Annotated in this window: 24 protein-coding genes; 12 read left to right on the forward strand and 12 right to left on the reverse strand. The window is 65.2% G+C overall.

The features are described from left to right. Nucleotides 1–6: 6 nt before the first annotated feature. The 7 genes from RGUI_RS03205 to xth all read left to right on the forward strand — a co-directional run bounded on the left by RGUI_RS03205 (nt 7) and on the right by xth (nt 5,454). A complete protein-coding gene (locus RGUI_RS03205) occupies nt 7–336 on the forward strand; it encodes an iron-sulfur cluster assembly accessory protein (RefSeq protein ID WP_081531728.1) in 330 nt (109 codons plus the stop codon). A gap of 29 nt (nt 337–365) precedes the next feature. After that, a complete protein-coding gene (locus RGUI_RS03210) occupies nt 366–1,358 on the forward strand; it encodes an amidoligase family protein (RefSeq protein WP_081531729.1) in 993 nt (330 codons plus the stop codon). Continuing rightward, the gene (locus tag RGUI_RS03215) at nt 1,355–2,101 is read left to right on the forward strand and encodes a gamma-glutamyl-gamma-aminobutyrate hydrolase family protein (protein WP_081531730.1); all 747 of its coding nucleotides are present in this window, start codon (nt 1,355–1,357) and stop codon (nt 2,099–2,101) included. The genes RGUI_RS03210 and RGUI_RS03215 overlap by 4 nt, the downstream gene beginning before the upstream one ends. A gap of 152 nt (nt 2,102–2,253) precedes the next feature. After that, entirely contained in the window at nt 2,254–2,706 is a 453-nt protein-coding gene (locus RGUI_RS03220; protein ID WP_081531731.1) for a cytochrome c, read from the forward strand. Between the two features lie 3 nt (nt 2,707–2,709). Beyond that, nucleotides 2,710–3,336, forward strand: a complete 627-nt coding sequence (locus RGUI_RS03225; protein WP_081531732.1) for a cytochrome b/b6 domain-containing protein — start codon at nt 2,710–2,712, stop codon at nt 3,334–3,336. A 42-nt stretch (nt 3,337–3,378) separates the two neighbouring features. Continuing rightward, nucleotides 3,379–4,596 (forward strand): NAD(P)/FAD-dependent oxidoreductase, encoded by a 1,218-nt coding sequence (locus tag RGUI_RS03230; protein WP_081531733.1) that lies wholly within the window; start codon nt 3,379–3,381, stop codon nt 4,594–4,596. A gap of 78 nt (nt 4,597–4,674) precedes the next feature. Continuing rightward, nucleotides 4,675–5,454, forward strand: a complete 780-nt coding sequence (gene xth, locus RGUI_RS03235) for an exodeoxyribonuclease III (protein WP_081531734.1) — start codon at nt 4,675–4,677, stop codon at nt 5,452–5,454. A gap of 25 nt (nt 5,455–5,479) precedes the next feature. Here xth and RGUI_RS03240 read toward each other — a convergent pair whose 3' ends face one another. Both RGUI_RS03240 and dksA read right to left on the reverse strand, forming a co-directional pair. Then, nucleotides 5,480–6,676 carry an FAD-dependent monooxygenase gene (locus RGUI_RS03240; RefSeq protein ID WP_081531735.1) on the reverse strand — a complete coding sequence of 399 codons (1,197 nt, stop codon included), beginning with the start codon at nt 6,674–6,676 and terminating at the stop codon, nt 5,480–5,482. Nucleotides 6,677–6,706: 30 nt separating this feature from the next. Beyond that, a complete protein-coding gene (dksA, locus tag RGUI_RS03245) occupies nt 6,707–7,129 on the reverse strand; it encodes an RNA polymerase-binding protein DksA (RefSeq protein ID WP_081531736.1) in 423 nt (140 codons plus the stop codon). Between the two features lie 189 nt (nt 7,130–7,318). Here dksA and RGUI_RS03250 point away from each other — a divergent pair, with 189 nt between their 5' ends. From RGUI_RS03250 to RGUI_RS03265, 4 genes are all read left to right on the forward strand, one after another. Beyond that, complete coding sequence (locus tag RGUI_RS03250; RefSeq protein ID WP_081531737.1) at nt 7,319–8,158, forward strand: MoxR family ATPase; 840 nt, start codon at nt 7,319–7,321, stop codon at nt 8,156–8,158. Nucleotides 8,159–8,300: 142 nt separating this feature from the next. Beyond that, nucleotides 8,301–8,747, forward strand: a complete 447-nt coding sequence (locus RGUI_RS03255) for a GNAT family N-acetyltransferase (protein WP_081531738.1) — start codon at nt 8,301–8,303, stop codon at nt 8,745–8,747. A 1-nt stretch (nt 8,748) separates the two neighbouring features. Continuing rightward, nucleotides 8,749–10,119 (forward strand): DUF2927 domain-containing protein, encoded by a 1,371-nt coding sequence (locus RGUI_RS03260; protein ID WP_081531739.1) that lies wholly within the window; start codon nt 8,749–8,751, stop codon nt 10,117–10,119. Nucleotides 10,120–10,194: 75 nt separating this feature from the next. Next, entirely contained in the window at nt 10,195–11,379 is a 1,185-nt protein-coding gene (locus RGUI_RS03265) for a VWA domain-containing protein (protein ID WP_081531740.1), read from the forward strand. A gap of 124 nt (nt 11,380–11,503) precedes the next feature. On the opposite strand, the gene RGUI_RS03270 is transcribed toward RGUI_RS03265, so the two are convergent. The 9 genes from RGUI_RS03270 to RGUI_RS03310 all read right to left on the reverse strand — a co-directional run bounded on the left by RGUI_RS03270 (nt 11,504) and on the right by RGUI_RS03310 (nt 20,427). After that, nucleotides 11,504–12,460, reverse strand: coding sequence for a UDP-2,3-diacylglucosamine diphosphatase (locus RGUI_RS03270; protein WP_081531741.1), 957 nt, complete (start codon nt 12,458–12,460; stop codon nt 11,504–11,506). Nucleotides 12,461–12,464: 4 nt separating this feature from the next. Next, complete coding sequence (locus RGUI_RS03275) at nt 12,465–13,460, reverse strand: glycosyltransferase (protein ID WP_253798825.1); 996 nt, start codon at nt 13,458–13,460, stop codon at nt 12,465–12,467. A gap of 324 nt (nt 13,461–13,784) precedes the next feature. Next, nucleotides 13,785–14,765: an ABC transporter substrate-binding protein gene (locus RGUI_RS03280; RefSeq protein ID WP_081535949.1), complete on the reverse strand. Its 981-nt coding sequence runs from the start codon at nt 14,763–14,765 to the stop codon at nt 13,785–13,787. A 26-nt stretch (nt 14,766–14,791) separates the two neighbouring features. After that, the gene (locus tag RGUI_RS03285) at nt 14,792–15,637 is read right to left on the reverse strand and encodes an ABC transporter permease (protein WP_081531742.1); all 846 of its coding nucleotides are present in this window, start codon (nt 15,635–15,637) and stop codon (nt 14,792–14,794) included. Next, nucleotides 15,634–16,509 (reverse strand): ABC transporter permease, encoded by an 876-nt coding sequence (locus RGUI_RS03290; protein ID WP_081531743.1) that lies wholly within the window; start codon nt 16,507–16,509, stop codon nt 15,634–15,636. The genes RGUI_RS03285 and RGUI_RS03290 overlap by 4 nt, the downstream gene beginning before the upstream one ends. After that, the gene (locus RGUI_RS03295; RefSeq protein ID WP_081531744.1) at nt 16,502–16,840 is read right to left on the reverse strand and encodes a hypothetical protein; all 339 of its coding nucleotides are present in this window, start codon (nt 16,838–16,840) and stop codon (nt 16,502–16,504) included. The genes RGUI_RS03290 and RGUI_RS03295 overlap by 8 nt, the downstream gene beginning before the upstream one ends. After that, nucleotides 16,830–17,612 (reverse strand): ABC transporter ATP-binding protein, encoded by a 783-nt coding sequence (locus RGUI_RS03300; RefSeq protein WP_081531745.1) that lies wholly within the window; start codon nt 17,610–17,612, stop codon nt 16,830–16,832. The genes RGUI_RS03295 and RGUI_RS03300 overlap by 11 nt, the downstream gene beginning before the upstream one ends. 13 nt (nt 17,613–17,625) lie before the next feature. Further along, a complete protein-coding gene (hydA, locus tag RGUI_RS03305) occupies nt 17,626–19,080 on the reverse strand; it encodes a dihydropyrimidinase (RefSeq protein WP_081531746.1) in 1,455 nt (484 codons plus the stop codon). Between the two features lie 96 nt (nt 19,081–19,176). After that, the gene (locus RGUI_RS03310) at nt 19,177–20,427 is read right to left on the reverse strand and encodes a Zn-dependent hydrolase (protein WP_081531747.1); all 1,251 of its coding nucleotides are present in this window, start codon (nt 20,425–20,427) and stop codon (nt 19,177–19,179) included. Between the two features lie 366 nt (nt 20,428–20,793). Here RGUI_RS03310 and RGUI_RS03315 point away from each other — a divergent pair, with 366 nt between their 5' ends. After that, nucleotides 20,794–21,468 carry a TetR family transcriptional regulator C-terminal domain-containing protein gene (locus tag RGUI_RS03315; protein WP_081535950.1) on the forward strand — a complete coding sequence of 225 codons (675 nt, stop codon included), beginning with the start codon at nt 20,794–20,796 and terminating at the stop codon, nt 21,466–21,468. Between the two features lie 251 nt (nt 21,469–21,719). On the opposite strand, the gene preA is transcribed toward RGUI_RS03315, so the two are convergent. Then, nucleotides 21,720–23,030: an NAD-dependent dihydropyrimidine dehydrogenase subunit PreA gene (gene preA, locus RGUI_RS03320; RefSeq protein ID WP_081531748.1), complete on the reverse strand. Its 1,311-nt coding sequence runs from the start codon at nt 23,028–23,030 to the stop codon at nt 21,720–21,722. Nucleotides 23,031–23,034: the final 4 nt, after the last annotated feature.

A 23,034-nucleotide genomic window follows, 5' to 3' on the forward strand; every position in this document is an offset into this window, starting at 1 on the left:
GCCGAAATGGACCTCAACCTCCCGCCGAAAGTGACCGACCGCGCCTTCAAACGCCTGACCGAGATCGGTGCCGCGACGCAAGGAAAAGCCCTGCGCGTCGCCGTAGAAGGGGGCGGATGTTCCGGCTTTCAATACGCGATCACGCTGGACGACGTGGCCGAGGATGACCTGGTTCTGGAAGGCGGCGGCGAAAAGGTCGTGGTCGACGCGGTCTCCCTGCCCTTCCTGTCGAACGCCGTCATCGATTTCTCCGAGGAACTGATCGGCGCGCGGTTCGTTATAGATAATCCGAACGCCAGCAGTTCCTGCGGCTGCGGCACGTCATTTTCAGTCTAGGGGCCTCGCGCCCCGGAAAGGCGCCCCGAATGGACAGCATTACCGCCCTTCTTCCCCGCGACCGGTTCCTCCCGCTCAGCCCGGAAACGACATCCTCGGGCCAACCAAGGCGTGCGGGGATCGAGATCGAGTTCGGCGGCCTGACCGAAGAAGAGGCCGCCGGTGTGGTTGCGCGTGAGTTGGGCGGCACGCAGCGGCAGGTTGCGGCCCATGACTGGCTGATCGAGGGGACCGACTGGGGCGATGTCGAAATCTGCCTCGACACGGTTCTGCGTGAAAAGGCGGGCTCGGCGGTCATGGATCTCGGGCTCGACCTCAGCCGGGCGGTCGTGCCCATCGAAATCGTCACGCCGCCGCTTGGCCCCGACCAGTTGCCCGCGCTGGACAAGTTGCGCAGCGCGCTGCGATCCGCTGGCGCACAGGGCAGCCGGGACGGTCTGCTGTTGGGCTTCGGGGTACATCTGAACCCTGAAATCGCCGATGCGACGGTCGAGGCGATCCTGCCCGTCGTCCGTGCCTTTGCCCTGATCGAGGACTGGCTGCGCAATGCCGACCCGATCGACCCGGCGCGGCGGGTTCTTCCCTTTGTCGATGCCTATCCGCGCAGTTTCGTCGACCGGCTGGCCAAGGACGGCCCGAACTGGTCGCTCACCGAGTTCATCGACATCTATCTGAAGGAAACGCCGACGCGGAACCGCGGGCTCGACATGCTGCCGTGCTTCCGGCACCTTGATGAGAACCGCGTGGCCAAGGCGCTGGACTCGGCCGGCGGGCTGGTCGGGGCGCGGCCGACCTTTCACTATCGTCTGCCCGATTGCCGGATCGACGAGGGCGGCTGGCGGCTGGCCTATGAATGGAACCGCTGGACACTGGTGGAGCGTCTGGCGGCCGATGCCGACGCGCTGAACGCCTTGGCGCGCGACTGGATCGAGTATCGCGAAGCATTGACCACCACGCGCCCCGACTGGCTGGCCCATGTCGAGGAACGCCTGTGCGAGCTGGAATTGTGGGAAACCGCATGACCGGAAAACCGCTGATTGCCGTCACCACCTCGGCCCGGTCGGGCTGGCGCATCTATCCGCTTGTGGCGTTCAACATATGGCTGGCGGGGGGGCGCAGCGTGCGCTGGGGCGCCGGACGGCCCGCCGACCTTGACGATGTCGACGGGCTGATCATCGGCGGAGGCGATGACATTTCGCCGGACCTCTACGGGATGCAGCTTGTCACCTCTGCCCGGCTGGACCCGGCCCGCGACGCGCTGGAACGCCGTCTGGTCGAAGGGGCCATTGACCGGGGCAAGCCCGTTCTGGGCATTTGCCGCGGCGCGCAGATGATCAACGTGGCCCTTGGCGGAACCCTCGATCAGGATGCCTATGGCACCTATACCGCGTCGAAAAAGCTGTGGACGATCCTGCCGAAGAAAGAGGTCAGGGTCTGCGACGACACCCGGTTGTCGGACATTGCCGGGCCCGCACCGATGCGGGTCAACGCGCTGCACAGCCAGGCGGTATCCGATCTGGGCCGCGATCTGCGCGTGGCCGCCCATGACCGCGGCGGCATGATCCAGGCGGTGGAGCGGACCTGCGATCCCTTCGCACTGGGTGTGCAGTGGCACCCCGAACATCTGTTCTATGCCCGCCGCCAACGCGCGATCTTTGGCGCACTGGTGGCCGCCGCGCGCGCCTGCCGCGAAGATCACGCACAGTTGACCGCCGTGGACGAGATCGCCCGAAAGGCAGATTTTCAAGGCATCTTTCAGGGATAGCCCCGATGCCACCGGGCCGGAACCCCAAAATGCGGCACATCGCCCCATTAAAAAACGAACAGAAGAAAGCGACGGAAACCGAGGACGGGACCGTTATAAGGGTCGCGTGCGAACGTAAATGCAACCTTCGGGTTCAAAGACTGGAGTATTCCATGCGCAAGCTTCTGATCACGGCGGTGCTCGCCGCCCTGCCCGCCGCCGCTATCGCGGACGAAATGGCCGAAAAGACCGTTGAAGCCCGCCAAGGCTATTACAAGCTGCTCGGCGCCAACATGCACATTCTCGCCGGCATGGCCAAAGGCGATATCGCCTATGATGGCGCACGCGCCCAGACCGCTGCCGACAACCTGATGACCCTGACCCAGTACAATCTGGGCCATCTCTACACGCCCGGCACCTCGTCCGAAGACGTCAAGGGCAGCGACGCCCTGCCGAAGATCTGGAACGACTTCGCCGGCGTTCAGGAAAAGGGCATGGCCTTCGTTGCCGCCGTTGAGGAACTGAACGCGATGGCCGGCCTTGACCGCGCCTCGCTCGGCAAGGCCGTGCAGCAGGTGGGCGGCGCCTGCAAGGGCTGCCACGACAACTACCGCGCCAAGGACTGATCCATGAAAGATGCGAGCACCGAAGAGACCGCCCCCAACGCAGGGGCGGGGGCCGACAATCTGGAAACCGTCAAGGTCTGGGATCCGGTCTTGCGGATCTTCAAATGGTCCCTGACGATCTGCGTCATCTCCGCATGGGTACTGGGTGAGTTCGGGCCCGACGTGATGACGCTGCACTTCTGGTTCGGCTACGCGGTGCTCGGTCTTCTGGCGTTTCGGGTGCTCTGGGGCTTTGTCGGCCCCGAGCATGCCCGGTTCGGCAATTTCCTGTACGGCCCCGTGTCGATTGCGAAATACGTGTTCGGCATGTTCCGGCGAAAGCCCAGCTACTGGCCCGGCCACAACCCCTTGGGCGGCCTGTTCGTCTTCATCCTGCTTGGGGTTCTGGCGGTGCATGCCACCGTGGGGCTGTTCGTCGACCCCGACGATTACATCAATGTCGGCCCGCTTGCGAAATATGTCAGTTCAGAGGCCCGGCGCACCGCCGTCGGCCTGCACGACACTCTAAGCTGGGTGGTGCTGGGCGTTGTGGCGCTGCATGTCGCAGCCATCACCTTCTACAGCAAGTGGAAGGGCGAAAACCTCGTCAAGCCGATGATCACGGGCAAAAAGACCATCCGCAAGCACTGACGGGCTGGACATCGCGCTTCGGCCGCGTCACGCCCCGGCAACATGAACCGTTACGACTGCCTGATCCTTGGCGCGGGCGCCGCCGGCATGATGTGCGCGGCCCATGCCGCCGCCAAGGGCGCGCGGGTGCTGGTGATCGACCATGCCCGCGCACCGGGGGAAAAGATCAGGATCTCCGGCGGGGGCAGGTGCAATTTCACCAACCTGTACGCGGGCCCCGAAAACTACCTCTCCGAAAACCCCCATTTCGTGAAATCGGCCCTGGCCCGCTATACCCAGTGGGATTTCATCGACCTTGTCGGCCGCCACGGAATCGCGTGGCACGAAAAGACGCTGGGGCAGCTTTTCTGCGACGGCAAGGCCACGCAGATCGTCGACATGCTGCTGGCCGAGATGCAGCGGACGGGGGCGTCTTTGCGGCTACAGGGATCGGTGACCCAAATCACCCGGACCGGACGGGGCTTTGCCGTCACGCTGGAAACGGGTAAGGCGCTGGCTGCCGAAACGCTTGTGCTGGCGACGGGGGGCAAGTCGATCCCCAAGATGGGCGCCACGGATTTCGCGCATCGGATCGCCCGGCAGTTCGGGCACCGGATCACCGAAACACGGCCCGGACTGGTGCCGTTCACGCTGTCGGGGCCATTGCGCGACGGTCTGGCGCCGCTGTCGGGCCTGTCGGTTCCGGTTCAGGCCCGCGCGGGCGGGGCCTCTTTCGAAGAGGCGATGCTGATCACCCATCGTGGCCTGTCAGGCCCCGCGATGTTGCAGGTCTCCTCCTATTGGCGGGAGGGGGAGGAAATCGCGCTGAACCTTTTGCCCGGCCTCGATGCCGCAGGGCGCCTGCGTGACTTGCGCACCGGGCAGGGCCGGAAATCGGTTGCCAAGGCCCTTGCCACCCTGCTGCCTGCGCGGCTGGCCGATCATGCGGCCGGGCGGCTTGGCCTGTCCTGCAACATGGCGGACCTGTCCGATACCCGGCTGGCCGCGCTGGTCGAGGGGCTGACCGACTGGCGCCTGAAACCCGCGGGGACCGAGGGCTATCGCACCGCAGAAGTCACCCTTGGCGGCATCGCCACCGATGACATCGACGCCCGCACCATGGAAAGCCGCAACGTCCCCGGCCTCTACATGATCGGGGAAGCGGTGGACGTGACCGGCTGGCTGGGCGGGTACAATTTCCAGTGGGCGTGGTCGTCGGGCTGGGCGGCGGGCACGGCCATCGCCGCGCGCCTTGCCGACCGGGGCACAGCAGGTTCCTGACCGCCAAAGCCCCGGTCGCAGGCATGGACTTTGCCCCGGCGCACAGGGATAGTCGCGGGCAAGAGCGGAGGGACAGAGATGCAGATCGCCACCTTCAACGTCAATGGCATCAAGGCGCGGATCGAGACGGTGCTGGACTGGCTGGATCGGGAACAGCCCGATGTCGCCCTGTTGCAAGAGATCAAGTCCGTCGACGAGGCCTTCCCCCGTGCGCCGTTCGAGGATCGCGGCTACAACCTCGAAACCCACGGGCAAAAGGGGTTCAACGGTGTGGCGATCCTGTCGAAACTGCCGTTGGAGGACGTGACCCGCGGTCTGCCGGGCGATCCCGACGACGAACAGGCCCGGTGGATCGAGGCGACGGTCATCGGCGCACAGGCGATCCGGATCTGCGGGCTGTACCTGCCCAACGGAAACCCCGCCCCGGGACCGAAATACGACTATAAACTCGGCTGGATGGCGCGGCTGGAGGCACATGCGCGCGATCTGATGGCCAGCGAGGATCCGGTGCTGATGGCCGGCGACTACAACATCATCCCGCAGGACGAGGACGCCGCCCGCCCCGAGGCCTGGGCGAAAGACGCGCTGGCCCTGCCCGCCTCGCGCGAGGCATTCCGCCGGATCGTCCATCTGGGCTTCACCGAAGCGTTCCGCGCCCGCACCCGGGGCACGGGCCACTATTCCTTCTGGGACTATCAGGCCGGCGCGTGGGACCGGAACGACGGCATCCGGATCGACCATGTCCTGCTGAGCCCGCAAGCGGCCGACCTGATGACGGACTGCCGGATCGAGGCAGAGATGCGCGGGCGGGAAAAACCCTCCGACCACGTGCCGGTGTGGGTGACGCTCGACGCGTGACAGGACAGGCGCGAAAGACGCCCGCTCAGGTCTTGGGCGCCGCGCTCAACGGGTAGCGTGCAGCGACGTCGTGCTCGTAGACCCAGTCGAACCGGCTGAGCGCCGCGCCGGGCGCCAACGCCCCGCCAAGGCGCAGCGCGGTATGGGCCGCCGCCCGCAGCACGGGCGACCGCAGGTGATAGTTGCGCGCATTGCGGGTTGCGGCATCGACGATGCGCACCGTGCGCGGCCGCCGCTCTGCCTGATAGGCGGCAAAGGCAGCCTCGGCATCCCGGTGGCGTTCCAGCGTGCCGGCAAGAACCCAGGCATCCTCCAGCGCCATGTTCGCGCCCTGCGCAAGGAATGGCAGCGTCGGATGCGCGGCATCGCCCAGAATGGCCGCCGACCGGTTGTGCCAGACCGGCGCCACGGGATGGCGGAAAAGGCCCCAGAAATTGACCTGTTCGACCTGCGCCAGAAGCTCTGGCACCCGGCCGCCGAAATCGCGGAACGCCGCACGCAACTCGTCGGGATCGCCGGGGCGGTTCCAGCCCTCCTCCGTCCAGACGCTGCGCTCCTCGACGGCGACGATGTTGATCAGCATGCCGCCCCGCAACGGGTAGCGCACCAGATGCCGGCCCGGCCCCATATGAACATGAGCCACGGGGGCGACAGGCCCGCTTGCGGGCACCAGGGCGCGCCACGCCACCTGGCCGGTAAAGGCGGGCCGGGCAGCGCCGTTGAGCGCGGCCCGCACCACCGAATGCAAACCGTCGGCGCCGATCAGAAGACCCGCGGCGACCTCTGCCCCCTGCGCGGTGGTCAGGTGCACCCGATCCCCGTCGAAGTCGAGCGCTTCGATCCGCTGCAAAAGACGGATCTGCACCCCGGCATCGCGCGCAGCCTTGGCCAGCATTTCCACCAGGTCGGCGCGGTGAATGAAGAAATAGTTGGCGCCATGGGCCGACAGGTCGATGCGCACGACCTCTGCCCCGTGGCGATAGTCGCGCAGCATCACCTCGCGGCCACGCACACCGATATCGGATAGTTCAGAACCCAGCCCCAAGGCGCGGAGCACCGTCGCACCGTTCGGGCTGATCTGAAGGCCGGCTCCGACCTCGCGGATCGCCTCTGCCTGTTCCAGCACGACCACATCGGCACCACGACGGGCCAGCGCAATCGATACGGCCAGCCCGGCGATCCCGGCCCCCAGAACGGTAATCTTCCGACCGCTCAGGGGCATGCAGTTCCTCCCACCCTTCGGTCCGGGCGGTCAGTCGTCGCGATGCACACGCTCACGCCGTTCGTGCCGTTCCTGCGCCTCAAGGCTGAGGGTGGCAATCGGGCGGGCGTCCAGACGCTTGAGCGAAATCGGCTCGCCCGTCTCCTCGCAATAGCCGTACTCGCCGTTTTCGATCCGCCGCAGCGCGGAGTCGATCTTGGCCACCAGCTTGCGCTGGCGATCCCGGGTCCGCAGTTCCAGTGCGCGGTCGGTCTCTTCGCTGGCGCGATCGGCGATGTCCGGGATATTCCGGGTCGAGTCCTGAAGACCTTCAAGGGTCTCCCGGCTTTCGCTCAGTATATCGTCTTTCCAGGCAATCAGCTTGCGACGAAAATATTCGAGCTGACGCTCGTTCATGAAAGGCTCGTCCTCGGCCGGACGATAGTCTTCTGGCAAGAAAACTTCGGCTTTCATCCCTGCTCCCTCTTCCGGGCCGGGTGAAACCTCACTCATATCGACCTCTCCCCCGGCGCACCTGGGGCGCATGTAGCCCAATCGCCGTCTCGTGTCACTAGAATTGTGGGTGCATACAACCCGCTTGAAGCTTTGTGAAGGGGCGCTATGGTCCGCGATGAAATCAATTGAACAAAAGGCCGTAAGTGCATGAAATTCGGCTCCACAGACAGCTATGTCGCCGCAGAGGACCTGACGGTCGCAGTCAATGCCGCGGTGACGCTGGAACGCCCGCTGCTGGTGAAGGGCGAACCGGGCACCGGCAAGACGGAACTCGCCCGTCAGGTTGCCCAAAGTCTGGGCATGCCGCTGATCGAATGGCACATCAAATCGACGACGCGGGCACAGCAGGGCCTGTACGAATACGACGCGGTGAGTCGCCTGCGCGACAGCCAGCTGGGCGACGAACGCGTGCATGACGTGGCCAACTACATCAAGCAGGGCAAGCTGTGGCAGGCCTTCGCGGCGCCGCAGAAAGTCGTGCTGCTGATCGACGAGATCGACAAGGCGGATATCGAGTTTCCGAACGACCTGTTGCAGGAACTCGACCGGATGGAGTTCCACGTCTACGAGACCGGAGAGACGGTGAAAGCCCTGCAGCGACCGGTGGTCATCATCACCTCGAACAACGAAAAGGAATTGCCCGATGCGTTCCTTCGGCGCTGCTTTTTCCACTACATCCGGTTTCCCGATGTCGAAACAATGAAAAAGATCGTCGAGGTGCATCACCCCGGCATCAAGCAGGACCTGCTGCACGCGGCCCTGACCCAGTTTTATGAATTGCGCGAGATGGACGGGCTGAAAAAACGCCCCTCGACCTCGGAAGTGCTGGACTGGCTGAAATTGCTGCTGGCCGAGGACATGGATCCCAAGGATCTGAAGCGCGACGGCAAGAACGCCCTGCCCAAGCTGCACGGCGCGCTGTTGAAGAACGAACAGGACGTGCAGTTGTTCGAACGTCTGGCCTTCATGGCGCGGCGGGGAATGTAGGGGCCGATCACCCCGCGGCGGCAATGCCGCAGCGCCCGACAATCTGCGTCTGCCGCGTCCCCTGCCCTTGTGCCGGGACGGGTCGTTGTCCAAACTGGCCCGCAGCCGACCTTGTCCCAGTACCTTGCGAAAGCCTGCCCCCTTGTCCGACTGCATCGTCCGTCCGCTGCGCCCCGAAGATGAGCCCCAGTGGCGCAGGCTCTGGACCGCCTATCTTGCCTTCTATGAAACGACCGTGCCGGAGGAGACGTATGCAACCACCTTCGCCCGGCTCTTGCATGGCGGCGATCCGGATATGGGCTGCCGTCTGGCCCTGATCGGGGGGCAGCCCGTGGGGCTGGTGCATTTCATCTTTCACAAGCACTGCTGGAAGCCCGAGGGCGTGTGCTATCTGCAAGACCTCTACGCCGATGCAGAGGTTCGTGGGAAAGGCGTGGGCCGCGCCCTGATCGAGGCGGTCTATGCCGTGGCCGATGCGCGCGACGTGCCCTCGGTCTACTGGATGACACAAGAGTTCAACGCGACGGCCCGCACGCTTTACGACCGGATCGGCGCGGTCACGCCCTTCATCAAATACGTGCGTCCCTGACATGCGGCGCGGCATCGGCCTTCTGCTGACGGTGATGGCCCTTGGCGCCTGTTCCGGCCCGGTGACCGACCTGCCCTCTCGCCTGCCGCCCTCGCCCGCGACGCTGCCCGAGATGCGAACCTTCCCGGCCACGCAGGTACGTGCACCCAGCCGGTCGAATGCCCGGATCGCACAGGATTTCCTCGACCTCAGCTTCATGATGGAAAGCGGGCGGAAACTGCCCGTGATGACCCGGTTCGAAGAACCCGTCACCCTGCGGGTCGTGGGCGATGCCCCGCCCAGCCTGGAGCCCGACCTTGCCGCCCTTCTGGGCCGTTTGCGCCGTGAGGCGCGGATCGATATCCGCAGGGTTTCCGCCGCCGAAACCGCAGGGATCACGATCGAGGTCGTATCCCGCGCGCGCCTGCAAAGGCTTGTGCCCCAGGCCGCCTGTTTCGTGGCCCCCCGCGTGACCGGCTGGGACGAGTATCGCCGCGCCCGGCGCACCGCCCGCGTCGACTGGACGACGCTGACGAAACGGGAGCAGGTCGCGATCTTTCTGCCCGGCGATGTCAGCCCGCAAGAGGTGCGCGACTGTCTGCACGAGGAACTGGCGCAGGCGCTGGGGCCGTTGAATGACCTGTACCGGCTACCGGACTCGGTGTTCAACGACGACAATTTCCACACCATCCTGACCGGTTTCGACATGCTGGTCCTGCGCGCCTATTACGCGCCGGAACTGGCCAGCGGAATGACGCGGGAACAGGTCGCCCGGAAGCTTCCGTCCATTCTCGCCCGTCTCAACCCCCGCGGACAGGGCCGCGCCGTCAAATCCGTGGCGCCAACCACCCGCGACTGGATCGAGGCGGTGGAAACCGCACTGGGCCCCGGCGTCTCTGCCGGTCGGCGCCGCGCGGCCGCGAACCGCGCCGTGGCCATCGCCCGGGCACAGGGCTGGAACGACACGCGGCTGGCCTTCAGCCTGTTCGCCCTTGGCCGGCTGACGCTGGCGCAGGACGGCAAGTCGGCGCTGATCGCCTTCCTTCAGGCCGGGGAAATCTATTCCAAAAGCAGCGAGACCCGCGTTCAGGCGGCCCATGTGGCCATGCATCTGGCCGCCTTTTCCCTGTCTTCGGGGCCGGAGGGCGCGCAAACCGCCCTGCGCCTTGTCAACGGCCATCTCTCCGCCGCGACCGAGTGGCAGAATGCTGCCCTTCTGGCCACGATGCTGCTGATCAAGAGCGAGGCGCTGGACCAGCTGGGTCGCGCGTCAGAGGCCCGTGCCGTCAGGACCGAGGCGCTGGGCTGGGCTCGCTACGGCTTTGGGGCCGAGGCAGAGGTCCGCGCACGGATGGACGAAATCGCCGCCCTGCGGCCCGCCAACGCCGGATAACCCGCGCCCCCGGCAATGGCCCCTTGGGCGGACTTCGCGATTGCATAGCCCGCCGGGCGCCCTATTCTCCGCCCCATGTTCCTGCCGTTCTTCCAGACCCTGCGCAACACCGGCATCCCCGTTTCCCTGCGGGAGTATCTTGCCTTTCTTGAGGCCGTGAAGGCGGGGCTTGTGACCTATGACGTCGAAGGGTTCTACTACCTCGCCCGCGCGGCGCTGGTGAAGGATGAACGCCTGCTCGACCGGTTCGACCGGGCCTTTGCCGCGACCTTCGACGGTTTGGAGGAGATCGCCCCCGGCGAGGTGCTGGAGGCGCTGGACCTGCCCGAGGACTGGCTGCGCCGGCTTGCCGAAAAGCACCTGACCGAGGAAGAACGCGCCGAGATCGAGGCGCTGGGCGGCTTCGACAAGCTGATGGAGACGCTGAAAGAGCGGCTGAAGGAACAGAAGGAACGCCACCAGGGCGGGAACAAGTGGATCGGCACTGCCGGCACCTCGCCCTTCGGGGCCTATGGCTACAACCCCGAAGGCGTGCGCATCGGCCAGGACGAAAGCCGCCACCGCCGGGCGGTCAAGGTTTGGGACAAGCGCGAGTTTCGCAATCTCGACGACAGCGTCGAACTGGGCACCCGCAACATCAAGGTGGCCCTGAAACGCCTGCGCCGATGGGCCCGTCAGGGCGCGCATGAAGAACTGGATCTGGACGAGACGATCCGCGCCACCGCCGACCACGGATATCTGGATGTGAAAACCCGGCCCGAACGGCACAACGCGGTCAAGGTGCTGCTGTTTCTCGATGTCGGCGGGTCGATGGACGACCATATCGAGGTGGTGGAGGAGTTGTTTTCGGCCGCGCGGTCAGAATTCAAGCATCTGGAGTACTACTACTTCCACAACTGCCTGTACGAAGGCGTCTGGCGCGACAACCGCCGCCGCTGGAACGAGGTCACGCCCACATGGGACGTGCTGCACACCTATGGGCCCGATTACAAATGCATCTTCGTCGGCGATGCCAGCATGTCCCCCTATGAGATCGCCTTTGCCGGGGGCGCGAACGAACACTGGAACGCCGAACCGGGCCGCGTCTGGCTGGAGCGTGCCCGCGCGCAGTGGCCCGACAACCTGTGGATCAACCCGGTGATCGAGCGGCACTGGCAATACACCCAGTCCATCGAGATGATCCGCGAGATCTTCGACGGCCAGATGGTGCCGATGACGCTGGAGGGGATCGAGCGGGGGATGAAGGCCCTGGGACGCTGAGGCCCCTGTTCTTGCGAAGACCCTTGCGGCGACCGCTTTGCGGGAACTCAAGCGCCCGTCGGCGTTGTGATGGAAGGCGCGCTACCGCCGGGCCGATTGATCGGCCGGGCTTGCGGGCCAGCGATCACTCCTGGGTCGCGGGTACCGTCGCGCCTATGGACAGCGGCCGCGCCGTTTTCGGCGGCGACCACAAGGCATGGATCAGGCGCACCAGCGTGGCGGCATCGCGGTTGCGCGTGCCCGGGCGTTGCGGCGGCAGGCAGCGCATGCTCTCATGCTCCGGCCCGCGGCGCATCGGGCTCCACTTGACCATCTCAAGTTCGCCGTCGACGGTTTCCACCACGGCGGTGTGGTGTTCGCTGCTGCCGCGCGCCTCGGTCCAGGATCCGCAATTGGCCAGCACCACGCCGTCACGGTCGGCCAGCGTGGGCACATGGCTGTGGCCGCAGACGATGCCGTCCATCCCGTCTTCCGCGGCACGGTTCAGCGCGTTGGCATCATAGCGGGCGACCAGCGCGAGGGTATTCTTGGCAATCGCCTTGCCCAGCGACCAACGCGTGCGGCGGCCATGTTCCACCGTGATTTCCGGGCGCGGCCGGACCAGCGCCCGTTCGACCAGCCAGGCCCAGAAGCGGTCCGCCAGCTTGGATGTCCCGCGGATCACCGCCCCGTCGAACTGGTCGCCATGCATCACCACATAGCGCCGCCCGTCCGCGGCCCGGTGAATCGTGCGCTCATCGACCCGAAAGCCATAGCGGCGCAACAGGATCGGGCGGAACAGGATCGCCAGCATGTCGCGCAGGCGTTCGTCATGGTTGCCGGTGATCACCACCACCCGAACCTTGCGACGGCGCAGGTCGAACAGGTGATCCAGCAGGTCGCTGTATTCCTGGTTCCAGTACCAGCGGGTTTCCATCTTCCAGCCGTCGACCACGTCGCCGACAAGATACAGATGGTCGAAGTCGTGGGAGCGCAGGAAATCATTCAGCGCGCGGATATCGGCGCCCTTGTAGCCAAGATGCAGGTCGGAAATGAAGACGCTGCGCACCTTGCGCATCTTGCGCGGGGTTGCCGGGCTCATCCCGTCAACTCCGCCGAGTGATCGCGGAAGACCTGAGCCACGCTTTCCCAGCTATACCGTTCGCGGGCCAGGCGGTGGCGTTCCTGCCGTGTGGCGGGGACGCCAGTGCGCGGGCCACGGCGGTTTCCAGATCGTCGTCGGTCGCGCCAAGGCGGGCATCCTCGCCCACGATGTCGCGCGGGCCGGTGACGTCATAGCCCGCCACCGGCAGGCCCGAGGCCAGCGCCTCGATCAGCACGATCCCGAATGTATCGGTGCGCGAGGGGAACACGAATACATCCGCCTGCCGGTAGGCGTCGGCCAGCGGTTCCCCGGTCAGGGTCCCGCGGAACTCGACCTCCGGATAGCGGCGTTTCAGCATGTCCAGCGATGGCCCGGCGCCCACGACGACCTTGCGCCCCGGCGTCTTCAGCGAAAGGAATGCCTCGATGTTCTTTTCCGGTGCGACCCGCCCGACATAAAGCATGACTGGGTCGGCCACCGGCGCATCGGTGTCGGGCCGGGGGTGGAACAGGCTGAAATCGACACCGCGCAGCAATCGCACCATCCGGTTGCCGAAGCCCCAGCGCCGCAGTTGCGCCTCCAGCGACGGGGTGGCGACATAGGTCAGATGCGCGGGGGCATGGAACCGGCGCAGGGTGCTGATCGCCAGCGCTTCGGTCCCCGCACGCAGGCCACGGGGGGCACGCAGGGCCACATAGGCCGGGAAATTGGTGTGAAAGGCCGTCGAGAATGCCACGCCGTTGCGCAGACACCAACGCCGCGCCGCCCAGCCAAGCGGGCCTTCCACGGGGATATGCACCGCATCGGGCGCAAAGCGTTCGATCTTTTCCGCCATCTGCCGGTAAAGCGGGATCGCCAGCGGGATTTCGGGTAGGACGGCAAGGCCACGCTGCGGAATTCCCGCGGGCCGATGACATGGGTCGTACAACCGATGGCACCAAGCTGCCGGGTGATGCCCTGATAAGTGCGCACGACGCCGTTGACCTGCGGTTCCCACGCGTCGCTGACGATCAGAATCCGGTTGGGACCGGCCGGGCGCATATCCGACGCGCTCGGGTAGTGCGGCGAGACAGGGCTCACTCGTTCGGCAGTGACTGACATCGGCGCCTCGTTCCTGCAACGGGACTCAGCGGCCCCCGTTTGATTCCCCTTCGCCTAGCGGGAATATGTGACGTTGCCGTGTCAGTTCTTCAGATCGGCCATGGCGACCCGCGCCTGGCAGACAGGTACAAAACGACGCAGCTTGCAGCGTCAGTCCGTGCCGCCTGTTTGAACCGCCCCGCGACCGATGACGCAGGGCGGCCGATTGTTGTCGCTGCGCCTAGTTCAACGCCTCATCCGTGATCGCGTGGGTCCACGCGCCTTCGGGCGTCTTCGTGATCACCGGGTCAGAGCCCCCCGACAACAGCGATGCCACGGTGCGCTCATAATCCGCGGGGTCGAGCGTGCCGTTCGACCCTGCGGTCAGCTTGGCCACCTCGCCCATCATGCGGATCTGGTGCTTTTCGGTCTGGGCGCCGGTTTCATCATACTCCAGCACGATCATGGCCGCGTCCTCGGGGTGTTCCTCGGCCCATTTCCAGCCCTTCATAGAGGCACGCACGAAGCGCACCAGCTTGTCGACCTCGGCCGGGTCGGACAGCTTGTCCTCCAGCACGTAAAGCCCGTCTTCCAGCGTGGCGACGCCCTGATCCTCATACTTGAATGTCACAAGATCGTCGGCCGAAATGCCTGCATCGATCACCTGCCAATACTCGTTATAGGTCATGGTCGAGATACAGTCGGCCTGCTTTTGCAGCAGCGGATCGACGTTGAAGCCCTGCTTGAGCACCGTCACCCCCCCGTCAGAGCCGTCGGTCGGGATGCCAAGCTGGCTCATCCAGTTCAGGAACGGGTATTCGTTGCCGAAGAACCAGACGCCCAGCGTGCGGCCGGGGAAATCCTCGGGCCCGGTGATGCCCGTTTCCTTCAGGCAGGTCAGCATCATGCCCGACGACTTGAAGGGCTGCGCGATGTTCACCAGCGGCAGGCCCTTTTCGCGGGCGGCGAGCGCGGCAGGCATCCATTCGACGGTCACGTCGGCCCCGCCCCCGGCAATCACCTGCGTCGGCGCGATGTCCGGGCCGCCCGGTTTGATCGTGACGTTCAGGTCTTCTTCCTCGTAGAAGCCCTGTTCCAGCGCCACGTAATAGCCCGCGAACTGGGCCTGGGTGACCCATTTCAGTTGCAGGGTCAGGTCGTCGGCGGCCTGCGCCGTTCCGGCCATCAGCGCAAGCGCGGACACCGCTGTCAGTTTCTTCATCTTCACCTCCATGTTGTCTTTGTCGTTCAGCCCCGTTGCGACGGGTGCCAGAAGGTCACGGCCCGTTCCGCCCCTGCCACGAGGCCATAGAACGCCGTGCCGGCCAGCGCCGCCACCGCGATTTCCGCCCAGACCATATCAAGCGCCAGCCGCCCGACCTCGGTCGAGATGCGAAAGCCCATGCCCTTTATCGGGCTGCCGAAAAATTCGGCAACGATGGCCCCGATCAGCGCCAGTGTCGTCGCGATTTTCAGCCCGTTGAAGATAAACGGCATCGCCGCGGGCAGGCGCAGCTTCATCAGCGTCTGGACATAGCTGGCCGAGTAGGTCTTCATCAGGTCGCGCTGCATCGCCTCGCTTGCGGCCAGCCCCTGCACGGTGTTGACCAGCACCGGGAAGAACACCATCGCCACCACCACCGCGGCCTTGGACTGCCAGTCAAAGCCGAACCACATCACAAGGATCGGCGCGGTCCCAATGATCGGCAACGCGGCGATGAAATTGCCCACGGGCAACAGCCCCCGCTGAAGGAAAGGAGAGCGGTCGATCGCAATCGCCGTGGCGACCGACGCACCGCAGCCGATGACATATCCCGACAGCGCCCCCTTGACGAAGGTCTGAACGAAGTCGCCCCACAGGATCGGCAGGCTTCCCGCAAAGCGCGCCCCGATGGCAGAGGGCGGCGGCAGGATCACGCCCGGCACCGCCAACCCGCGGACCAGCCCCTCCCAAACCACCAGAAGCGTGATGCCGAACAGCGCGGGCACCGCGATGCGCACCGCCCATGTCCGCGCCCAGCGCGACCGCGACAGCCGGACATTCAGCGCCCAGGCCCCGGCCCAAAAGGCAAGCGCGCTCGCGAACCAGATCATCGGTTCATCCCCATCGCGCGCAGGGTGACCCGCTGGACCAGCCCGATCACCCCCACCAGAAGTGCGGCCAAAATCGCGGCGGCGAACAGCGCGCTCCATATCTGCACGGTCTGCCCGTAATAACTGCCAGCCAAGAGCCGCGCGCCCAGCCCACGCACCGCGCCCGTCGGCAACTCCCCCACGATGGCACCGACAAGGCTGGCCGCCATGCCCACCTTCAGCGAGGTGAAAAGATACGGCATCGAGGACGGCAGGCGCAATTTCCAGAATGCCTGCGCCCGGCTGGCCGAATAGGTGCTGAGCAGATCCAGTTGCATCGCGTCGGGGCTGCGCAAACCTTTTACCATGCCCACGACCACCGGGAAGAACGACAGATAGGCCGAGATGATCGCCTTGGGCACCAGCCCGGTCACGCCCACGGAATTCAGCACCACGATGATCATCGGCGCGATGGCAAGGATCGGGATCGTCTGGGACGCGATGGCCCAGGGCATCACGCTCATATCCATCGCGCGGTTATGGACGATACCGATGGCCAGCAGCACCCCCAACCCGGTGCCGATGGCAAAGCCCAGAAGCGTGGCCGACAGCGTGATCCAGGCGTGATAGATCAGGCTGCGCTTGGAAAAGGCCCGCCCCTGCAGAACCTTCTCGCCGGTGGTCTTCCAAAGCTCTGTCGCCACCTGATGCGGGGCGGGCATTTTGGGCCGGTCCTGCGTCATGGTATCGGTGACGATCTCCGTCAGTGACAGCGTCCGCTCCGCCCTTGCGGCCTGATCCAGCGTCCAGCGGCTGTTCATCATCACCGCCGCCCCGTACCACAGCGTGACGATGGCCATGACGACCGCCAGGACGGGAAGAAGACTACGCATTACGCCTCGTCCGCCGTGACTTGCGCGCGCCAAGCCGCCGGGCAAGCAGGTGAATGCCCAGCAACACCGGCGCCACCACCCCAAGGAAGGCCAGCCAGCGCAGGAAGGGCACATAGTCCAGGAGCCCAAGGTCGAGGAAATACACCAGTTCCAGCACAGCCCAGAACGCGACAAGGCCGATCATCACCGGGCGCCTTTGGCGCAGCGCCTCAAGGGCGGTGGTCGCCCGCCCCTCCGCCGCGCCGGGAAGGGCCGCGGCCGCCCGGCCGATCCGCGTTTTCACCCCAGGCTGGCCTGCCGCCGGTTGCGCGTCGTTCGTTTCATCCGTCATAGGCTTGCCCCGCCCTCAGCCCCTCGCGCACGCGATGGGCGATTTGCAGAAATTCCGGTGTGTCGCGGATATCCAGCGGCCGCTCCCGCGGCAGCGGGTTGTCGATGACATCGGTGATGCGGCCCGGGCGCGGGCTCATCACCACGATCTTGGTCGACAGATACACCGCCTCGGGGATCGAGTGGGTGACGAACAGGCAGGTCTTGTGGGTCCGCGCCCAAAGCGCCAGCAACTGCTCGTTCAGGTGGTCGCGCACGATCTCGTCCAGCGCGCCGAAGGGTTCGTCCATCAGCAGGATATCGGCGTCGAAGGCCAGCGCCCGGGCGATGCTGGCCCGCTGCTGCATGCCGCCCGACAACTGCCACGGATATTTCCGCCCGAACCCCGCCAGATCGACCAGCGCCAAAACCTGTTCCACGCGCTTCTTCTGGTCGGATTTCGCATAGCCCATGATCTCCAGCGGCAGCCGGATATTGCCCGCGATGGTCCGCCACGGCAAAAGCCCCGCCGCCTGGAACACATAGCCATAGCTGCGTTCCTGCCGGGCGTTGTCGGGCGTCATCCCGTTGACGGTCAGCCGCCCCCCCGTGGGATGTTCCAGCGCCGCCACGCAGCGCAGGAACGTCGTCTTGCCGCAGCCCGAGGGGCCGATGAAGCTGACGAAATCGCCCCGGTGCACCTCCAGCGAGACATCGCTGAGGGCCTGCACCGGGCCGTCATTGGTCTGGAACACCAGGTCGAGGTGTTCTGCCGTGATGACCGAACCGCTCACTTGCGCCCGGGCCTCACACGCCGCTCGCCGGAATGCCGGAGCGTTCCACCTTGCGCGGCGCGGTCAGTTCCTTCCAGCTCGACAACGCCTTGTTGACCGCGCCGTTGGGGTCGCGCTTGACGAATTCGCCATGGCCTTCCTGCGGTTTCACCTCTCCATCCATCACGGCCACGCGCCCGCGGGTCAGAACGTATCGCGGCAAACCCTTCACCTGCTTGCCCTCGAACACGTTGTAGTCGATGGCCGATTGCTGGGTCTTGGCGCTGATGGTCTTTTCCTTCTCGGGATCGAGGACGACGAGATCGGCATCGGCCCCCACCAGCACGGCACCCTTTTTCGGATAGCAGTTCAGGATCTTGGCGATGTTGGTGGAGGTGACGGCGACGAATTCATTGGGCGTCAGCCGCCCGGTGCCCACCCCATAGGTCCACAGCATCGGGATGCGATCCTCAAGGCCCCCCGTGCCGTTCGGAATCTTGGTAAAATCGCCAACGCCATAGCGTTTCTGGTCCGTCGTAAAGGCGCAGTGATCGGTGGCCACGACCGACAATGATCCAGACTGCAACCCGGCCCACAGACTGTCCTGATGTTTCTTGTTGCGGAAGGGCGGCGACATCACGCGACGCGCGGCATGGTCCCAGTCGGGGTTGGCGTATTCGCTGTCATCCAGCGTCAGGTGCTGGATCAGCGGCTCGCCCCAGACGCGCTTTCCCAGCATCCGCGCCCGCCGGATCGCCTCATGCGCCTCTTCGCAGGAGGTATGGACCACATAGAGCGGCACGCCGGCCATATCGGCTATCATGATCGCGCGGTTGGTGGCCTCGCCCTCGACCTCGGGCGGGCGGGAATAGGCATGCGCCTCGGGGCCGTTATTGCCCTCTTCCAGCAGCTTGCGCTGAAGCTCTGCCACCACATCGCCGTTTTCGGCATGGACCAGCGGGATGGCGCCCAGTTCGGCGCAGCGCTTGAATGACGCGTACATCTCGTCGTCATTCACCATCAGCGCACCCTTGTAGGCCATGAAATGCTTAAAGGTGGTGATGCCCCTGTCGCGAACGACGGTCTCCATCTCGTTGAAGACCTGCTCGTCCCACCACGTGATCGCCATGTGGAAGGAATAGTCGCAATGGGCGCGGGTCGACTTGTTGTCCCACATCTGCAGCGCGTCCAGCAGCCCCTGCCCGGGGCTCGGCAGCGCGAAATCGACGACCATCGTGGTGCCCCCCGACAGTGCCGCGCGCGTGCCGGATTCGAAATCATCGCTCGAATAGGTGCCCATGAAGGGCATTTCCAGATGCGTATGCGGGTCGATCCCACCCGGCATGACGTAACATCCGGTGGCGTCGAGCGTTTCATCGCCCGTAAGGTTCTCGCCGATCTCGACGATCTTGCCGCCGTCGATCAGCACATCGGCCTTGTAGGTCAGATCGGCGGTGACGATGGTGCCGTTCTTGATGACTGTGGTCATGGTCGGTCTCCCTGTAGGACCCGAACCGGGCCCCCATCTTCTTCTTGGTGGAAATACCCCGGGGGGTCCGGGGGGCTGGCCCCCCGGCGTCTCAACTCACTCCACGATCCCCGCCGTCTCCACCACCGCGTGGAACAGCACATTCGCCCCGGCGGCGGCCCAGTCGGGGCTGATCTCCTCGGCCTCGTTATGGCTCAGCCCGTCGACGCAGGGGCACATCACCATCGCGGTGGGCGCCACGTCGTTGATCCAGCAGGCATCGTGGCCCGCGCCCGAGACGATATCCATGTGGGAATAGCCCAGCCGTTCGGCCGCATCGCGGATGGCTTTCACGCAGCCCTCGTCAAAGGCGGGCGGGTCGAACTGGCCGACGATCTCGGCCTCGAAGCTCACGCCGATGTCCTCGCACAGCTTCGGCGCCTTCTCCATCAACTCGTCGACCATGCCGTTCAGCTTGTCGAGGATATGGGTGCGCATATCGATGGTGAAGACGACCTTGCCGGGGATGATGTTGCGCGAATTGGGGTAGACGTCGATATGGCCGATGGCGCCCACGGCGTTCGGCTGGTTCTTCATCGCGATCTCATGCACCAGTTCGGTGATCAGCGCCAATCCGCGGCCGGCATTCTTGCGCATGTGCATCGGCGTGGAGCCGGTATGGCTTTCCTTGCCGGTCACCGTGCACTGGATCCAGCGCAAGCCCTGCCCGTGGGTGACGACGCCGATTTCCTTGCCCTCGGCCTCAAGGATCGGGCCCTGTTCGATGTGCAACTCGAAGAACGCGTGCATCTTGCGGGCGCCGACCTTTTCGTCGCCCTTCCAGCCGATGCGCTCCAGCTCGTCGCCAAATGTCTTGCCCTGGGCGTCCACCCGGTCATAGGCCCAGTCGAGGTCATGCCGCCCCGCAAACACGCCCGATGCCAGCATGGCCGGGGCAAAGCGCGTGCCTTCCTCATTCGTCCAGTTGGTGACGACGATGGGGTGTTTCGTCTTGATGCCAAGGTCGTTGAGGCTGCGAATGACCTCCAGCCCGCCCAGCACACCCAGGACGCCATCATATTTCCCGCCCGTCGGCTGGGTATCCAGATGGCTGCCGACATAGACCGGCAATGCGTCGGGGTCGGTGCCTTCGCGCCGGGCGAACATGGTGCCCATTTCGTCCACGCCCATGGTGCAGCCCGCATCCTCACACCATTTCTGGAACAGCGCGCGGCCCTCGGCATCGGCGTCGGTCAGGGTCTGGCGGTTGTTGCCGCCCGCGATGCCCGGGCCGATCTTCGCCATTTCCATCAGGCTGTCCCACAGCCGTTCGCCGTTGATCTTCAGGTTTTCTCCGGGGGCGGACATGGCGTTCTCCCTGTTGGTCTTGCTTGTCAGTTGCGTGCCGTTGCAAAAGTAGACGGCCTGCCGCGGAATGCGTCAATCCTCATGGCGCATGGCGTTCGACGTCGTCCGCGCGCGGGACGCTTTTCGAACCTGCCCTTGAGATTGCCCATCCCGACGCTACCGCTTTGCCTGGAGCCGACACAAAAGTTTGACCAAAAGGTCAGGAACACGCTAGCAGAGGCGAGAAAGGCGTCAACGATGTCGTCCCCCCGCGCGGCAAGGCGGCCGGAAACACCGCACCCCAACCGCCGCACGCGCGACCGAATGATGAATTCTTACGCAACTGCCGCGGGCCCTGCCCCGCCCAAAGCCCGGATCCGCCCCGCGATGACCGAAAAGCGCCCTCTGACCCGAATCCAGCGCCGCAATACCCAGACGATCCTGAACGCCGCGCTGGAGGTGTTTTCGCAATACGGATTCCGCGGTGCGACGCTGGACCAGATCGCCCGGGCGGCGGGGCTGTCCAAGCCAAACCTGCTGTATTACTTCCCATCGAAGGATGCGATCCATGTCGCGCTGCTGTCGGGGCTGATGGACACGTGGCTGGACCCGTTGCGCGCGCTGAACGCACAGGGCGACCCGCAAGGGGAAATCCTCGCCTATGTCCGCCGCAAGTTGGCGATGAGCCGGGACTTCCCCCGGGAAAGCCGCCTGTTTGCCAACGAGATCCTGCAAGGCGCCCCCCGGATCGGGCCGGCGCTGGAGGGCGAGTTGAAGGCCCTGGTCGACGAAAAGGCGGCGCTGATCGCGCACTGGGCGGCGGAGGGCCGAATTGCTCCGGTCGATCCGCATCACCTGATCTTTTCGATCTGGGCGCTGACCCAGCACTATGCAGATTTCGACGTGCAGGTACGCGCCGTGCTGGGCGACGGTCACGGCGATCCGTTCGCAGGGGCAGAGCGGTATCTGACGACGCTCTTCACCCGTTTGCTGACACCGGGGTCAGATGGACAGGATCAGCAGCAGGTTGGCGAAAGACCAGAAATACCATCGGCGGGATAGAATACCGTTCCTCGTGCGCAACGATGGATCAAGGTAAGTAGGGCCGCGCCCGACCCTGGGAGTGCGCATAGGAACGCTTGTGCCGATCGGTTTATCTCAAAAGCACGAACGACTTGCGGCATGTGGTGGGCATCTCCAATGCGCCCTCCCCGGGGTACGGTCGGGCGCGGCCCGTGCTGGTTGCCCGGGCCAGCTTCGGGGCCTCCGCGTTCGACCGTTAAGAGGCCCCGGATCATGTCCGGCGCGGGGTCTCACCCCTCCGACGCACAACTCGCCCCCGTATTGTTGGGATGGGTGGACCAGTTGCCATATTCGGCCGGCACCGTCTGGCCGGTGCGGGGGTCGACCTCTCCGGGCGCCAGGCGGCGCATGGTGATGCAGCCTTCGACCGGGCAGACATTGACGCACAGGTTGCAGGCCACGCATTCCGCATCGTCCACGTCGAAACGGCGGTCGGGGCCCATCATGATGGCCTGGTGGCTGGTATCCTCGCAGGCGGCATAGCAGCGACCGCATTTGATGCAGGTCTCCTGATCGATCTGCGCCTTGGTGATGTAGTTGAGGTTCAGGCGCTGCCAGTCGGTCACCTTGGGCACCGCGGCGCCGACGAAATCCGACAGGCTCCCGTGGCCCTTGCTGTCCATCCACTCCGACAGGCCGGAGATCATCTCCTGCACGATGTGGAAGCCATAGGTCATGACCGCGGTGCAGACCTGCACATTGCCCGCCCCCAGCGCCATGAACTCCGCGGCATCCTTCCATGTCGTCACGCCGCCGATGCCGGAAATCGGCAGGCCGGGGGTTTCGGGGTCCCGCGCGATCTCTGCAACCATGTTCAGGGCAATGGGTTTCACCGCCGGGCCGCAATAGCCGCCATGGGTCCCCTGCCCGTCGATCATCGGTTCCGGCGACATCGCGTCCAGATCGACCGAGGTGATGGAATTGATCGTGTTGATCAGGCTGACCGCATCGGCGCCCCCCTTGAACGCGGCACGGGCGGGGGGCCGGATATCGGCCACGTTCGGCGTCAGCTTCACGATCACCGGCATGCGCGTATGCGCCTTGCACCAGCGGGTGACCATCTCGACGTAGTCGGGCACCTGCCCCACGGCAGAGCCCATGCCCCGTTCGCTCATCCCGTGGGGGCAGCCGAAGTTCAGTTCAACCCCGTCGGCACCGGTCTCCTCCACCCGTTTCAGGATGCGCCGCCACGCCTCCTCCTCGCACGGCACCATGAGGGAGACGACAAGCGCCCGGTCGGGATAGTCGCGCTTGACCGTCGTGATCTCTTGCAGGTTCACCTCCAATGGGCGGTCGGTGATCAGTTCGATGTTGTTGAGGCCAAGGAGTTGCCGATCCGCCCCCCAGATCGCGCCGTAACGGGGGCCGTTGACGTTGACGATGGGCGGGCCGTCCTCGCCCAGTGTCTTCCATACGACACCGCCCCAGCCTGCCTCGAACGCGCGGCGGACATTGTATTCCTTGTCGGTCGGCGGCGCAGAGGCCAGCCAGAACGGGTTGGGCGATTTGATGCCCACGAAATCGCAGCTCAGATCCGCCATCGGT

The organism is Rhodovulum sp. P5 (genome assembly GCF_002079305.1).
Classification (GTDB): Bacteria; Pseudomonadota; Alphaproteobacteria; order Rhodobacterales; family Rhodobacteraceae; genus Rhodovulum.